Below are 16,026 nucleotides of genomic sequence, written 5' to 3'. Positions count from 1 at the left end.
CGTTACTTCCTCTCTTTCGGATAAAGCGGCAGCACGCCCAGCGTGGCCCCGCCAGTGATATTGAGTGCTTGAGCTTCTTGCGCAGTGAGGCGCAGCGTGTCGCCTTGCGGCAAACGCGGCAGCAACACCACGCGAAAATCGTTGATTGCCGTGTTGGAGACCAGCAACTTGGCGCCTTCGCTGCTCGCTGCGTCATCGATCAGCGCGGTCACGAGAGTGCGTTCGCGCACGGCGCGCAGAGTGTCGATATGCGCTTCCAGTACCGGACCCGCGTCAAAAATATCGACGTGATTTTCAAAGCGCATGCCTTCGGCTTCCAGCAAGGCGCGCGCTGGCAGCGTGTCTTTGTGGGTTTTACCGATGGATTCCTGCACGTCTGGCGGCAGCAAATCCACGTAAACCGGCGAGCGTGGCATCAGCTCGGCCAGGAAGGATTTCTTGCCGTGCGAGCTCAGATAATCCGCATCGTCAAAGCCGATCTGATAAAAGTGCGAGCCGACGTCGCGCCAGAATGGCGACTCACCCGCTTCGTTAAAATGGCCGCGCATTTCGGCGCAAATGCGTTCCGGAAAACGCTCCGGAAACTGCGCCAGAAACATGAAGCGGGATTTGGACAACAGCGCGCCGTTGCCATTCACACGCGATGCCGGTTCCAGGAACAGCGAGCACAACTCGGCGTAGCCGGTCAGGTCATGCGCCATATACAGCAGACTCATTTTGGTCCACACATCCAGCTCGCGGCTGGCGTGTACCACCGTGCCGACGCGGTAGTTGTAGAACGGCTGGGTCAGCCCGACCGCGACTTCCAGTCCGCAAACGCCCACCACGCGCTGGGTTTCGGTGTCTTGCATCACAAACAGATAACCCTGCTCGGCCAGCGGCGCTGTGCCGTCCACCGTGCGGCGGGTACGCTCGATGCGCGCGGTCAAAGCCGGGATATCAGGCTTGAAACTGGTCATGCCCTCGCCGGTCTGGCTGGCCAGGGTAAACAATGCGTCCAGATCGCCTGGTTGTACGCTACGCACGACGATCATCGACGACCTCCTTCCAGTTCCAGCGGCACACAGCAAAACTCGTCGCCATTGGCCAGCTCCAGCCGGTCGGCAATTTCATCGGTCAGTTCAACTTGTTCGGCCAGATCAGACGGCAGCGACACCACGGCGCAGCGGAACTCGTCGCCCAGCGTGTTGGCCACCAGCCAATGCTCGCCGGTGGCGACCGGCTCGGCACTGCGTTTGACGATGTGGCGCTGGCTCTGGCGCACGGATTCACACATATCCACGTTGGCGGTCAGCACCGGGCCAGCGTCGAAAATATCGACAAAGCCATCGGGCTCGAAGCCTTCTTCAACGTGGATGGAATACGGCAGCACGGCATTGGGATGCGGCTCGCCCAGCGCCCGTTGCGCGGCAGGCGGCAGCAGCGGTACATAGAGCGGATAGTTGGGCATGATCTCGGCGATAAAAGTGCGGCTGCGGCCTCCGGAGGCCAGTTCTACCTCGGCAAAATCACGCTGGAAGAACTTGCGGCCTACCGCCTCCCAGAACGGCGAATCGCCGTTTTCATCGCTCACCCCCAGCAAAACGGTAAAGATTTCTGGCGCAAAGCGTTCGCGGTGCTGGGCAATAAACAGCAAGCGCGCCCGCGACAATAAACGCGCGGCCAGATTGGTGGTGAGCGGTGGATCAATGTAATAACCGGTAAGACGGCTCTTGCCAGTGAGCTGGTGCGAGATGGTCAGCGCATGCACTTTGCGGTTGACCTTCAACTCACGCGAGGCGTGAATCAGCGCATCGTTGCGAAAGGCGTAGAACGGCTCGCTGTAACCGGCGGAGGCCACGATACTGGCAGTGCCATGCAGCTCGCCCGTGGCAGAGTCTTCCAGCACGAACAGATAAAACTCTTCGCCTGGGGTTTCTACGTCTGCACGAAACGAATCCTGCGACAGCGCAATGCGCGCTTCCAGTGCTGCGCGATCAGGCGGCAGCGAATGCAGCAGCGGTCTTGCCGCGCGTGCCATAGCCTCGATCTGGTCGAGATCAGAAAGCCTGCCAGGTCTTACCAGAAGCATGATGCCATCCGTTCAGTGATCGGCCAGCGCCGCACCCGGCACCAACCTGGTTGTTCTTTGATCTGGCCTGTCGCCGCTCGCCTGACGATACGATCCATGCGACAGGACCCATTTTAGGACGCAGGCGCTGAGTGATCTTGCCTGTTCACGACGCAAACTTTCGCAAATTTCCGGCTGCAATTGATTCGCCCGCGCACCTCACACACCACCCCCGCCGTAGGGTGGATTCGCACAGCAATCCACCTTTGTGGTTATGGAATCGGGCATTCACGGTGGATTGTCGCTTTGCCCCAAATCCACCCTACGTACCCCTGCTTCGTCATTCCCGCGCAGGCGGGAATCCAGCCACGTAGCCCGGATGAAGACGAAGTCGGGAATCCGGTGTTGCCATGCGCCCCAGTTCGCAACGCATGCTTCCGGACATCGCGGCCCCGGATTCCCTCCCTCCTACAACTGTCATATGTGGCATCCAGGGTCTTTGCGGGGGTACCCCCGAGGGGCACGCTTCATCCGGGTTACGGTTGCAGTAGTGCTTTACGCGGTGCTCTGCCCACCTTCAGGCATGGCATCACGGTTCAGATAATTGCGGCGATCCTCTCGTGGCGTAACGCCAAAGAAGTCGCGGTAAACGTTGGAAAAATGCGCGGCGGAGGTAAAGCCGCAGGCCAAGCCAATCTGCAGTACGGATTTGCTGGAACGCTGCAATTGCGTGCGCGCTTTGGTCAGCCGCAAACCCAGATAATATTTGGATGGCATGGCATCCAGATGCAGGCGAAAAATCCGCTCCAGCTGCCGCCGCGATACGCCGACCAGCTGCGCGATATCGTCAGTGGTGAGCGGTTCTTCGATGTTGGATTCCATCAGATGCAGTGCATCGTTCAGCTTCGGGTGGCGCTCGCCCGGGCCGGTGACGTAGGGAATGCGCTGCCGGTCAACCGTAGTGCGCGGCGGGCCGCCGATGAGATGCTCGGAAATGCGCTCGGCCAGATCAGCACCGTAATCCTGGCCAATCAGCGCCAGCATGGCATCCACCACGGCCAGACCACCGGCGCAGGTGACGCGGTTACGGTCGATTTCGAAGACGTTCTGTGTAGGAATAACGCGCTCAAACTGTTCAGCAAACGCGGTAAAGACTTCCCAATTGATACTGGTGCGGTAGCCATCCAGCAAACCGCTCAACGCCAGCCACCACACGCCTTGCTGCACGCCTATCACCCGCCGCGCATTGCGCGCCACGCACGCCAGCGTGCTGACAAACAAAGGGTGGCCACCAAAAGCGCGGAACTCATCACTCAATACCAGCACCGTGTCGCATTGCACGGCGGTGGCAAGCGCGCCATCGACCGGCAGATCAATACCGCTACTGGTGCGCAGCGGGCGATCATCGGCGCCGAAGATTTGCCACTGGTATAACAAACGCCCTTCTTGCTCGTTGGCCAGGCGCAGGCAATCAATAATGCCGCCCAGTGCCAGCATGGAGCACGGTGCCAGCACCACCAGCGCGACCCGAATCGTGGCAAGATGGGTTGCGATGGTAGCGGGCGCGGTGGATTGCGGCATCAGGCAGCCAGTTGAGTTGGATTGCGGTTTATTTCAGGCTGCCAGACAAAAACTGGCGCAAACGCTCGCTCTTGGGTGCGCCAAACACCTGATCGGGCGAACCGGCTTCTTCAGTGCGGCCTTGATGCAAGAACATGACATGGTTGGAGATATTGCGGGCAAAGCCCATCTCGTGCGTGACCACGATCATGGTGCGGCCTTCTTCGGCCAGCTTTTGCATCACCTTGAGCACTTCGCCAACCAGTTCCGGATCAAGCGCGGAGGTCGGCTCATCAAACAATAAGACGTCTGGCTTCATCGCCAGCGCGCGGGCAATAGCCACACGTTGTTGCTGACCACCCGACATATGCGCCGGATATTTGCCTTCCACTTGCGGGGCCAGGCCGACTTTTTCCAGATAATGCTTTGCGCGTTCTTCCGCCTCGGCTCGCGTGAGCTTGAGCACATGCATCGGCGCTTCAATGATGTTTTCCATCACCGTCAGATGCGACCACAGGTTGAAGTTCTGGAACACCATGGCCAGCTTGGTGCGTACCTTTTGCAATTGCTTGGGATCGGCCACTCTGAGCGCGCCGTTTTTGTCCGCCACGGTACAGACCTCGTTACCGCCGACAAAAATCTTGCCCGCGTTAGGCTGTTCCAGGAAGTTAATGCAGCGCAGAAAGGTGCTTTTGCCCGAGCCGCTGGAACCGATAATGCTGATCACATCGCCCGCGTTGGCTTCCAGCGAAACACCCTTCAGTACTTCGTGATCGCCGTAGCTTTTATGGATGTCCTGAACACTCAAGGTACTCATGCCTGATGCTCCAGCAGATAGGGTCTGGCCGCCAACGGTGGCGACAGTCTGGTTAAGGTCGGGTTTAGTCAGGATAGATGTATTCATGGTTATCGCCCCGCTGGTGCCTGGAATGCCAGCCAGCGTCGCTCAGCGAGGCGGAAGGCGTAAACCAGCGCAAAAGACACAATCAGATAAAGCACCGCGGCCAGGCCAAACGCTTCAAACGAGCGATAGGTGGCCGCATTGGCATCGCGCGCCACCTTGAGCAGATCTGGCACGGTGGCGGCAAAGGCGACGCTGGTGGCGTGCAGCATCAGAATCACTTCGTTGCAGTACATCGGCAGCGCCCGGCGCAAAGCCGATGGAATGATGATGCGGCGATACAGCGTGAACCAGGACATCCCGTAGGCCCGCGCCGCCTCAACCTCGCCGTATGGCGTATTGCGAATCGCCCCGACAAAAATCTCGGTGGTGTACGCACAGGTGTTCAGCGCAAACGCCAGCACCGCACAGTTGAACCCGTTGCGGAAAAACATGTTCAGCACTTCGGTTTGCTGCACAAAAGACAAACCGTAAATGCCGGAATAGATCAGCAACAACTGCACGTACAGCGGCGTGCCGCGAAACACATAGCTGTAAACGCGCACCGGAATCGACAGCCACGGGTTAGACGACACTCGCGCGATGGCGAGGAAAATCGCCATGACAAAGCCGATCGCCAGCGACAGCACCAGCAGCCACAACGTCATCGCCAGACCAGACAAATGCCCGCCATCGGTATACAGATAAGCTTGCCAGTAGGTTTGCAGGATATCGATCACAATTGCGCTCCCCGCACGCCAACGGCATAGCGTTTGTTCAGTTTGTTCAGGACCAGATTGGAGAGCGAAGTCAGCACCAGATAGATCACCGCCAGCCAGATCATGAAATAGAACATGTTGAAAGTGCCTTTACCGGCATCCGTGGCCGCTTTGACGATATCGGACAAACCGATGATCGACACCAGCGCGGTGGCTTTCAAAATAACCTGCCAGTTGTTGGCCAGGCCTGGCAGCGCAAACCGCATCATCTGCGGAAACAACACCCGCCGAAACACTTGCCCACCAGTCATGCCAAACGCCGCACCCGCTTCGAGCTGGCCGCGCGGCACCGAGATAAACGCACCGCGAAAGGTCTCAGTGAAATACGCGCCGTAGATAAAGCCAATCGTCAGCACCCCGGCAACAAATGGATCAATATCGATTTGATCCCAGTGCAGCGCATCAGTGACGTGGTTCAAGCCAATCTGGATGCTGTAGAAAATCAGCAGCATCAGCACCAGATCCGGTACGCCACGAATCAACGTGGTGTATGCGGTCGCAATGGCCCGCAAGCCGGTTGCGCTCGATAATTTGGCCGACGCGCCAGCCAGGCCAATGACGACCGAGACCAGCAACGACAGCAGCGCCAGCTGTATGGTTTGCCATACGCCAATCGCCAATACCCCACCATATCCGTAAAACATCAAACGTCTCCATGGGTGGAAAATACGCTCCCTGAGGGAGTCGAATCAGCCGCTGGCCTGGCCAGTGACCGTTTTTGCAGCATCCGTTCGCCACACTCGTCGATTTGCTTTGCGAGTGTGACCACGATGTTCAACGCGTGTTCGTTACCGCTCAAACCGCTGCGGACTATATGGCCGAGGATCGGTCAGCGGCGTTTCGCCCGTCATCATTTGCGCCAGCAAGTGCCCGGTCACCGGTCCCAGTGTCAAACCATGATGGTTGTGACCAAAGGCAAACCACAATCCGGCATGCTGGCTGGCCGCGCCCAGTACTGGCCGCATATCCGGCGTACACGGCCGAAAACCCAGCCACGGTTGTGTATCAGTGCGCCCGCCAAACTCAAACACCTCACGCGCTTTGCGCTCGGATTGATCCAGTTGCGCCGGGCTCGGTGGCGCTTCACGCGCAGCCAGTTCCACTCCGGTGGTAATACGCAAGCCGCCACGCATGGGTGTCAGCACGTAACCTTCTTCCAGATCCACTACCGGAATCGTCAAAGTGACCGGCCCGGTGGCGGCGTAATGCATGTGATAACCACGCTTGGCCAGCAAGGGAATGCGGTAACCCAGCGGTTTGAAAACCTGGTCAGACCACGGCCCCAGCGCCAGCACTACTTCTTTGGCGGCGACCGGGCCATTGTCAGTCTGCACGATCCAGCCATCTGCCGTTTGCTGCAGGCTTTGAGCGTCGCCGCGTAACACCTGGCCGCCTTCGCGGGCAAACAGCGCGGCATAACCTTGCGTTAACGCGCCCGGATCGCTCACGCTTTTCGGGTCTTGCCAGTGAAACGCACCGACAAAGCCTTCACCAATGGCTGGTTCCAGCGCCTGCAATTGCGAGGCATCCAGCACCGCCATTTTTAAACCATGTTCTGTGGCCAGACGCTGAGCGTTGGCCGTTTCGCGTGCAAACAGATTGGCCGAGCGATACGCCTCGAGCCAGCCTTGTTCACGCACCAGATGTTGCACACCGGCGCGAGCGATCAGCGCTTGGTGTTCGGCCACACTGGCGTTAATCAACGGCAGCATGTCAGCAGCGGCTTGCGCCAGGCGTTTGGGCGTAGATTCAGCCCGGTAACGCGCCAGCCAGGGCAGCATCGCTGGCAATGCTTTCAGGTGATAGCGTAATTCAGTCGAGGTATTGCGAGCATAGCGCAGCACCGTCGCCATATCTTGCGGAAAACCATAAGGCACGACGGCAGAGCGTTCGATCAGCCCGGCGTTGCCATGACTGGTTTCTTCACCCGGCCCGCGCCGGTCTACCAGTGCTACCGAGCGGCCGCGATCTTGCAGGTGAATCGCCGTACAGACGCCCACAATGCCGGCGCCAAGGACGATGACATCTACTTTCATGGCTGAACCCGAAAGGCAGTTGCGTCAGAAATGGCAACTGCAGGTTTGATCGGCCCACCGCGCAGGCTTGCGCTTGATCGTGATGGTAGCCAATCAGGGCGGTAGATCGGGGTGACGACACGCGCCATCAGCCCCGGTCCCGATTACTTGGCGATGATGTCGCGCTTGAAATATTTCAGCGACAACTTGCTCAAGCTACCGTCTTTCTTGAGCGAATCAATGGCGGCTTGCACTTTGTCGTGCGTAGCCTTGTCGCCTTTACGCACGGCCAGGCCAGTGCCTTCACCCAGCGTGACCGGATCGGTCAGCGGTGCACCAGCAAAGGCGTAATCCTTGCCAGCTGGCTTGCTCAGGAAGCTGTCCTGCGCGGTTTGCGATTCTTGCACGGCAGCGTCAACGCGGCCAGACAGCAAGTCGCTCCAGATTTGATCCTGAGCCTGGTAAGACTGGACCTTCACGCCTGCGGTCGCCCAATGCGCCTTGACGAAATCTTCTTGCGAAGTGCCTTGCGCCACGCCAATGGTCTTGCCCTTCAGGCTGGCCACGGTGGGTTGCAGGCCGGAGCCGTTCTTGGCAACCATCTGGATAGGCACAACGTAAACCGGTGCGGTGAAATCAATCGCTTGCTTGCGCTTGGCGGTGATGTTCATGGCTGAATTGATCACATCGAACTTGCGGGCGTTGAGCGCCGGAATCAAACCGTCAAATGCGTTCTCGACGAACACACACTTGACCTTCATGCGTTCGCAAATCATGTTGCTGACGTCGATATCAAAGCCTTCCAGCTTGCCCTCAGGGGACTTGCTTTCAAACGGGGGATACGACGCTTCCAGACCGATACGCAAGGTATCCTGGGCGTGGGCGATGCCCGTCAAACCCACAAGCGCAGTCGCGCCAACGCAAAAAGCCATTTTCCAGTTCATGTTTTCCTCCAGACCACAAATAGAAGCATACGGCACACAACGCGACTGACTCTGCATGAGCCAGCTTGCACTGTATAACCCGCACACGATGCCGGGACAGGGCGATTCTGACAATTCGGACTTCCACTACCTCTGGCGCCGTTTATCGCGCTCAAGGTGCGGGAAAATTACCCTTGCCAGCAGTAAGCCACCCCCGGTTCTTTGCAAGACCATACCTGTCGCTGATTAAGCGGCTTTTATCGTTTCCGATTTACGCCGCGTCACCGCAGACTATTTTTATTGGATTTTGTTAACTGCGTTTTGACTGCTTTCTTGTATTCACACAAATTCGCCGTGCCACTTGCTACGCATACAAGCAGATGAACACCGCCGGGCAAGCCTGACGAAACCATGCGCAAACAGGGTTGATTCGATTCCAGGAATACTGCCAGTAGCCGCCGACCGCGATCTTGCGCGTTCACGACGAAAACTATCGCAACTGAACCATTCATGACCGGTGGCGCCGGAAACTTTCTGCAGCAATGCAACGGCCATTTTTGTTGCACCGCAAGAAAACTCCATGGCATGCAGACCACAATGAACCATTGATTTTCCTGGTTTTTTTCAACAAAAAACTAAACCGGTAAGCCAGAAAATTTCACATATGCTGAAAGCGTAGCCAGCGCTTTCTTGCAGCATGAATTTGCCCGGTAGCGGCATTGTGAAATTGATAATTTTTGTCCACAATGGATATAAATTCCAAATCACGATACCGAACGTGCTGGTGCGAGGCAAAGCAAAACACCCGGGGCGCCCAAGATCACCCAAGCGCCAGGACGATGCAGAAGTGTCAATTCTTACGGTATCGAGGAAACCCTATGAGCTACCTTAAACAAGAAATTGCGCTGCCAGGCATGGGGCCTGGCATTGCTCCCCGCTTGATTACCCATACTTTTGGCAATCCGCACTCGGGCAAGAGTGCATACATCCAGGCTGGTCTACACGGTGACGAACACCCCGGCCTGTTGGTGATCCAGCATCTGTTATTGCTGTTGAAACAACTGGACCAGCAAGGCGCCATCGCCGGTTCCATTACGCTGGTGCCGTACGCCAACCCGATCGGCATGGCACAGCGGGTGTTTGGCCCGGTGGTTGGACGCTTTGATCTGGAAAACGGCGAGAACTTCAACCGCAACTTCCCGCAGCTATCCGATGCCGTACGTGAGCATCTCAACGCAGGTAAAGGCGAAGGCATGACCACGCGTGACTGGAAGGCGTTTTTCCAGCAGCAACTGGATCAGCAACTGCCACCACGGCACGTTACCGGGGCGATGAAGCTCGAACTATCCCGGCTGGCTATGGCGCATGACATCATGCTTGATCTGCATTGCGACACCGACGCCATCGCCCATTTGTATTCCTCGCGCCTGCAATCCACCCGCGCCTGCAACCTGGCCAACCAGTTGGGCTCGCCCGTGGTGCTGGTCGAAGAACTGGATGCCGGTGGTGGCTCGTTTGACCAGATGCATGCCAATGCCTGGGGCGTATTGCAAGCAGCCGGATTGTTCAGCGCTGAAAACGCCGGTTTTGCGGCCACCGTCGAATTGCGCGGCCAGATTGATATCAGCGATGAGCTGGCACAAAGCGACGCCGAGGCTATTCTTGATTTCCTCACCCAGGAAAGCGTGCTCAATCATGAAGGTGGCAGTGGCCGTCCACGGCCCCACGGCGCAGCACAGGTCTATCCGCTGGAAGCGGCAGTGCATATCCCCTGCCCTTGTTCCGGCGTAATCGTTTATCTGAAAGACCCCGGCCAGCAGGTGGAAAAGGGCGAAGTGATTGCCGAGATCGTCACCATTGATGGCGAGTTATTCAACGAGCGGGTTCCGGTCCACAGCGAAGTGGACGGCGTGCTGGTGGTGCGTCAATTGCACCGGTTGGTAAGGCCAGGTCAGCGCGCCGCGTTTGTGGCGGGCCATACACCGCCAGCAGAGCGTCGACCGGGCAAACTGCTGCTGGATTTCTAGGCAACAACGCCGGGCCTCACTGGCCGATCAACCCGTTAACCCTGACCCCGAACACAGTTTTTGCATCACCCAGAAAAGGTAATGAAGTATGAATACAGCAGCACTCTGCGCCCCGCGCATCGCCGACGCCGCTACCGTGCGTGCCCTGCTGCCGCGGCTCAATGTTCGTCAGGTACTGGAAGACACCTTTCGGGCACTGGGCCAGAACATGGCCGTGCAACCACCACAATCGCTGACGTTGTTTCCGCAAGATGCGGGGGACTTCATTACTTATCTGGGTGTGCTGTCGCATGCCGGTGTGTTCGGCGCCAAACTCTCGCCTTATATCGTCACACCCGGGCGCCCGGTCATCACCGCCTGGACCACCTTGATATCCATGCAAACCGGCCAGCCCCTGTTGCTGTGTGACTCCGGCCAACTGACCACCGAACGCACCGCTGGCGCCACCGCGCTCGCCATCGACTATCTGGCTCCGACACACGCGGGCAAACTGGCGTTGATTGGTTCCGGCGCAGTCGGTCAGGCGCACTTACGCCATGTAGCCAGCCTGCGTGAATGGTCAGATATCAGCGTGTTTTCGCCCGACCTGCATGCCGACACCGAACGGCAAGCGACTTTGCAGGCGCTCGATAGCCGCGTGCAGATTGCCACCTCCGCAGCAGCGTGCGTAAACGATGCCGATGTAGTCATGCTGTGTACGTCATCCGGTACGCCGGTGCTGGATATGGCGCATCTGACCAAACCGGCGCTGATTACCTCGATCAGCACCAACGTGGTCCGCGCCCATGAAATCCCACCCTCCGCACTGCCGGGCATGGATGTCTACTGCGATTACAAACTCACCACGCCAGGCAGCGCCGGTGAAATGGTTATCGCCGCTGCTGAGCACGGCTGGTCGAGCGCCAGCGTGGTTGGCGATCTGGCTGATCTGGTTAACCAGCGTTGTAACAAGCCGGATTACCAGAAGCATGTGTTCTTTCGTTCGATTGGCTTGGGACTGGAAGACGTGGCCATCGCCTACGCGCTGCATCAGGTGTTGAGCGCGTAAATCGCGGGGAGTAAATCTGGAACACCGGTTTGACTATGCTCAGGCTGGTGTTGCAGGTTCGCCCGCAGCGCCACGCTGGTCGCCCTCATTCAGCTAACAACCGCCCCCCGCCCTCTTGTGCTTCCACAGGCCCAACCATGCCCAGCAAAACTCCAGCACCTGGCAAAGCGCTTTTGCTCACCCGCTATCGGCACGTCGCTGACAGCATCGCCACGCTGTTTTTCCCCTATGCCGAGGTGGTCATTCACGACCTGCAAGAACAACGTATTGTTCACCTGGCGAACAATTTATCCAAACGCGTCATCGGCGACGATTCGGCACTGGAAGAAATCGAACACGCCAGCCAGCAACAGGTGGTTGGCCCATATGAAAAGCTGAACTGGGACGGTCGACGCATGCGCTCGGTCAGCACAGTTCTTTTCGACGACCAGCACGTCGCTATCGGCATGATGTGCATCAATTTCAATATCGCGGTTTTTGACGACATGCGCGGCGCGCTGGATTTGTTCATCAAAGGCGCAGGGATCATCGCGCAACCTGCGGAACTGTTCAAAGACGACTGGCAAGAGCGGATCAACAGTTTTCTGCACCGCTGGCTGGCGGAGCGGCAATTGGCGCTGAATACATTGAGCCGCGATCACAAACAGCAACTGGTGGAAGCGCTGTATGCCGAAGGGGCGTTTCAGCGCAAAAGCGCGGCGGATTATGTGGCAAATGTACTGGGGATGGGGCGGGCGACGGTTTACAAGCATGTGAAGCGATTGAAGGAGGAAGGCGGTTGATTGAGATCGTCCCCCGGATTCGCGCAAGCAATCTTCGGAGCAGTTGAGTCGTTGATACATCGCCACCCCCGATTCTCGCTAATGCTTCATCCGGGCTACTGGACTGTTGCTTCACCTACAAAAGCTTGAGTGCCTACGGCACGGGATGTGTTGATACCCGGTGGTGACCGGGGGCACGTTACTTTTTCTTGCTTCGCCAAGAAAGTGTCCCGGTAAACCGGGATAAATAACCAAAAAGAAGGCGGCCCCGAACCGGCGCCCAGCCTGCGGCTGGATACCCGCTCTCCCGCCCAATTGCCCCGGCGGGTCGACGAACTAGCCCGCAAGCGGGCGTCGGACAGGCGTCACCCGAAACCCCGGGGCAATCTTGCTTCGCTTGGCGCCTGACAGGGGAGGAAAAGCGAGTCGTCTGTTGGCGGGGCGCCTCTGTTTGTAGTTTCGTAGCCCGGATGAAGCGAAGCGAGAATCCGGGGTGGCAATGCATCAACAAGCCCCGGGATTTGTATTTGCCGATATCGCGCCCCGGATTCCCACTTCGTTCCATCCGGCCTACGACCGAACGGGTTTCACCCGCCCTACCGCCCCATCACCGCCCCTCCCCAAAAACGCAACATCCCCTTGCGACTATCCCCTACACCCTCTCATTTCCGCTCAAAAATGACGTTTTGACACAAACAACCTGTCGCTTTCCAGCAAGCACACCCCCATTGCGTCCATGACAATGTCTTCACCTCTGTCACTGGTCACAAACCATGAATTCCAGCGTCTTGCAGTCTACCCACTCGCTCAAAGTCACTCTGGTGCAACGTGATGCCGAACAAGGCATTGCGATAGAACAACATCCCTCTATCCCCGCTTTATCCGCTCTGCTGCCAGCCCTGCACAACATGGGTCTGAGCGTGGAGCGCGAAGAACAACAAGAGCGCGCCGGCAAGTTCACGCATCGCTCAATGCTGTGGCTGGATGAAGCCTCCTCCGCCCAGCTGGGCGCGCTCAACCAATCCGAAAAGCTGGCCGATTTCCTGCGCCGCCTGTTTACTGCAGAAGCTGAAGATGGCCGTTTGAACGGGTTGGCCGTGGTGGCCGGGCTGAACGCGCACGAGATCATGCTGATCCGCGCTTATGCCAGTTATCTGCGCCAGGCTGGCTGGCACATGAGCTTGCGCTATATGGCCGATTGTCTGCGCCGGCAACCCTTTGCGGTGCGCGCATGGTTGGCGTATCACCATGCTCGGCTCGACCCGTTGCTGGCACGTGACGAACTGCAAGAAACCACCGGCAAGCAACTGGAGCGCGTGATTACCGCCCTGCAGGATGCCGATGCTGCAGACCTGCTGGAAAAGCTGCGCCAATTGGTCGCTGCCACGCTGCGCAGCAACTACTTTCAGCACAGCACACACGATCCACTGCCGTCGTATCTGGCATTCAAGCTCGATGCGCAATCGCTGGATTTCCTGCCCAAACCGCGCCCGTTCCGCGAGATTTTTGTGTTTTCCGAGCGCTTTGAAGGCGTGCATTTGCGCGGCGGCCCGGTGTCGCGCGGCGGCTTGCGCTGGTCGGATCGGCGCGAAGATTACCGTACAGAGGTACTTGGGCTGGTTAAAGCCCAATTGGTCAAAAACGCGGTGATTGTACCCACTGGCGCCAAGGGCGGTTTTGTCTGCAAATTACTGCCATTTGATGCCAGTCGAGAAACCGTCGCTGAAGAAGGCATTACTTGCTACAGATCATTCATTAACGCCCTGCTGGACCTGACCGATAACAACATCGGTGGCCAGATCAGCCATCCAGCGCACGTGGTACGCCACGATGCCGCCGACCCGTATCTGGTGGTCGCAGCCGATAAAGGCACCGCCAGTTTCTCCGATACCGCCAACGCCATCTCGATTGAGCGCGGCTTCTGGTTGGGCGACGCGTTTGCCTCGGGCGGCTCCAATGGTTACGACCACAAAAAGCTGGGCATCACCGCCAAGGGCGCGTGGGAAACCGCAAAAATCCGCTTCACCGAAATCGGCATCGACTGGACCCGCGATGCGTTCACCGCGGTGGGCATTGGCGATATGAGCGGCGACGTTTTCGGCAACGGCATGCTGCTGATGCCGCATCTGCGGCTGATTGCCGCGTTCGATCATCGTCATATTTTTATCGACCCGAACCCCGAAACCAGCCGCGCCTACGCTGAGCGCGAGCGGTTGTTTGCGCTGCCACGCTCATCGTGGGCCGATTATGACCAAACGCTCTTGTCGCAAGGCGGCGGTATCTGGGCACGCACTGAGCGCAGCATCCCGATCTCGCCAGAAATTCAGCAAGCGCTGGGCATCAGCGACAGCAAATTAAGCCCGGAAGCGTTAATCCGCGCCATTCTGGCCGCGCCCGTCACCGTGCTGTACAACGGTGGTATCGGCACTTATATCAAGGCGGCCAGCGAAACCCACGAACAAGTACGCGACCGCGCCAATGACCGCATTCGCCTGGACGCCCCGGAAATCCGCGCCCGCATGGTGGTAGAAGGAGGCAACCTTGGCCTGACCCAGGCCGCGCGTATTGCACTGGCCGAGCAAGGCGTGCGCGTGCTGACCGACGCCGTGGATAACTCCGCAGGCGTGGATTGCTCTGACCATGAAGTGAATCTGAAAATTTTGCTGCAACAAGCAGCATTGGCGGCGCCCGCGGTCTCATCGTTACTGGCATCAATGGCACCTGCCGTCGAGCAAGCCGTGCTGGCGACCAACCGCGCCCAGGCCCGCCGTATCATGCGTCATCGCCACGTGCCAGGCTTGATTGCAGACCCTGCCGCCTTGCTCAAGCAACTGGAAAACAGCGTCAATCTGGATCGGGCATTGGAACAGCTGCCCGGCAACAGCACCTTGGCTGCGCGGGAGCAACAACGGCTGGTTGAACCCGAGTTGGCGGTGGTACTGGCCTACGCCAAGATGGCGGTAAAAGGTGCCTTCATCAATCAGGAAATCTCGATGCAACCGTGGCATCAGTACTATTTGACGCGCTATTTTCCGCAGCAAGTGCGTGGGCTGAACCTCTGCCAGCATGCATTGGCGCGCGAGATTATCGGCACGCGCCTGGCCAACGAAATAGTCGACCGCGCCGGGATCAGCTTTGCGCATGACCTGGCCCGTCAGCGGCAATGGCCCTTGGCCCAAGTCATCGAAGCCTTTGCTTTTGCCTATGCCGCGCTGGATCTGGATAGCTGGCTGCAACAGCACGATGCGTTGATCACTGCCCTGCCTGCAGCCACCCGCCATGCCATCGACGAAGCGCTGGAACATAGCCTGGCCGACAGCGTGACCGCTTTGCTGTCCAGCCCGGGCGCTTTGTCGGCAAGCAGTTGGGAGGTGTTTCACACCGAACTGGGCGAATTCACGCGGGCGGACGACGCGACCCCTGAACAGTTGCCCGCCCAATTACGCCAACGCGCCCGTCGCTTTACGCGGCTGAGTGCCGCTACCCCTTTGATTGGCGCGGGACATAGCGCGGCAAAGGTGCTGGGAACCCTCAATCTGGTCTCACAACACACCGGCTCCACAGCTGTGGCTACCCGCCTGGACCAGGCGCAAGACCAGCATGCGTTGACCACAATGGCGCGCATTGACCTGCTGATTGCCAGCCGGGTGTTGGCACGCGGTGAGACGGAGGTGGAAGAGTCAATTCAAGCGCTGGGGCTTTCGCCAGCGCTGCTTCAGATCAGTGCGCTTACCCCCCAGGATGAGGGCGCGGCGGTTTGGCGGGAGCAGTTGCTGGCGGCGGTGAGCGCGCTGGATGAGGCGCGGTTTCAGCGGGAATTGGGGATATATGGGAGGTAACCCTTTGCGACAAGGGGTGGACTTCACGCTTCGCCCGCCCTCTTCCGGCAATGTCCCACCGCTGAACTGTCTCTGGACACCTTTGCAAATCTGAGTCCCCTCGGCCCGGTTGTTTGCCAACCGGGCCGATTCAAACCATTGCAC

The 16,026-nt window shown here is 58.4% G+C and carries 12 protein-coding genes; 4 read left to right on the top strand and 8 right to left on the bottom strand.

All coding sequences use genetic code 11. The features are described from left to right. Positions 1–2 precede the first annotated feature (2 nt). The 8 genes from astA to P4L78_RS01715 all read right to left on the bottom strand — a co-directional run bounded on the left by astA (position 3) and on the right by P4L78_RS01715 (position 8,228). A complete protein-coding gene (gene astA, locus P4L78_RS01750) occupies positions 3–1,034 on the bottom strand; it encodes an arginine N-succinyltransferase (RefSeq protein ID WP_309326591.1) in 1,032 nt (343 codons plus the stop codon). Further along, a complete protein-coding gene (gene aruF, locus P4L78_RS01745; protein WP_283148450.1) occupies positions 1,031–2,071 on the bottom strand; it encodes an arginine/ornithine succinyltransferase subunit alpha in 1,041 nt (346 codons plus the stop codon). The genes astA and aruF overlap by 4 nt, the downstream gene beginning before the upstream one ends. Positions 2,072–2,605: 534 nt before the next feature. Next, on the bottom strand, positions 2,606–3,631 hold the full coding sequence (locus P4L78_RS01740) for a GlxA family transcriptional regulator (protein WP_309326588.1): 1,026 nt from the start codon (positions 3,629–3,631) through the stop codon (positions 2,606–2,608). A 28-nt stretch (positions 3,632–3,659) separates the two neighbouring features. Beyond that, the gene (locus P4L78_RS01735; protein WP_283148448.1) at positions 3,660–4,427 is read right to left on the bottom strand and encodes an ABC transporter ATP-binding protein; all 768 of its coding nucleotides are present in this window, start codon (positions 4,425–4,427) and stop codon (positions 3,660–3,662) included. A gap of 89 nt (positions 4,428–4,516) precedes the next feature. Next, on the bottom strand, positions 4,517–5,230 hold the full coding sequence (locus tag P4L78_RS01730) for an ABC transporter permease (RefSeq protein WP_309326586.1): 714 nt from the start codon (positions 5,228–5,230) through the stop codon (positions 4,517–4,519). Then, positions 5,227–5,913 (bottom strand): histidine ABC transporter permease HisQ, encoded by a 687-nt coding sequence (locus P4L78_RS01725; protein ID WP_308446557.1) that lies wholly within the window; start codon positions 5,911–5,913, stop codon positions 5,227–5,229. The genes P4L78_RS01730 and P4L78_RS01725 overlap by 4 nt, the downstream gene beginning before the upstream one ends. Before the next feature lie 144 nt (positions 5,914–6,057). Next, positions 6,058–7,305 (bottom strand): FAD-binding oxidoreductase, encoded by a 1,248-nt coding sequence (locus tag P4L78_RS01720; protein WP_309326584.1) that lies wholly within the window; start codon positions 7,303–7,305, stop codon positions 6,058–6,060. Between the two features lie 143 nt (positions 7,306–7,448). Beyond that, positions 7,449–8,228 (bottom strand): ABC transporter substrate-binding protein, encoded by a 780-nt coding sequence (locus tag P4L78_RS01715; RefSeq protein WP_309326582.1) that lies wholly within the window; start codon positions 8,226–8,228, stop codon positions 7,449–7,451. A gap of 857 nt (positions 8,229–9,085) precedes the next feature. Here P4L78_RS01715 and P4L78_RS01710 point away from each other — a divergent pair. The 4 genes from P4L78_RS01710 (at position 9,086) to P4L78_RS01695 (ending at position 15,882) form a co-directional block, all read left to right on the top strand. Next, on the top strand, positions 9,086–10,234 hold the full coding sequence (locus P4L78_RS01710; RefSeq protein ID WP_283148443.1) for a succinylglutamate desuccinylase/aspartoacylase family protein: 1,149 nt from the start codon (positions 9,086–9,088) through the stop codon (positions 10,232–10,234). Between the two features lie 88 nt (positions 10,235–10,322). Further along, positions 10,323–11,282 (top strand): ornithine cyclodeaminase family protein, encoded by a 960-nt coding sequence (locus P4L78_RS01705; protein WP_309326580.1) that lies wholly within the window; start codon positions 10,323–10,325, stop codon positions 11,280–11,282. A 137-nt stretch (positions 11,283–11,419) separates the two neighbouring features. Beyond that, entirely contained in the window at positions 11,420–12,064 is a 645-nt protein-coding gene (locus P4L78_RS01700; protein ID WP_283148441.1) for a transcriptional regulator, read from the top strand. 752 nt (positions 12,065–12,816) lie between these two features. Further along, positions 12,817–15,882 carry an NAD-glutamate dehydrogenase domain-containing protein gene (locus tag P4L78_RS01695; RefSeq protein ID WP_309326578.1) on the top strand — a complete coding sequence of 1,022 codons (3,066 nt, stop codon included), beginning with the start codon at positions 12,817–12,819 and terminating at the stop codon, positions 15,880–15,882. The last annotated feature ends 144 nt before the right edge of the window (positions 15,883–16,026 follow it).

This window comes from Silvimonas sp. (assembly GCF_031291215.1).
In the GTDB taxonomy this organism is placed as follows: domain Bacteria; phylum Pseudomonadota; class Gammaproteobacteria; order Burkholderiales; family Chitinibacteraceae; genus Silvimonas; species Silvimonas soli.
Note: the sequence above shows the minus strand (reverse complement) of the source record. Positions and strands in the feature narration are given on the sequence as shown.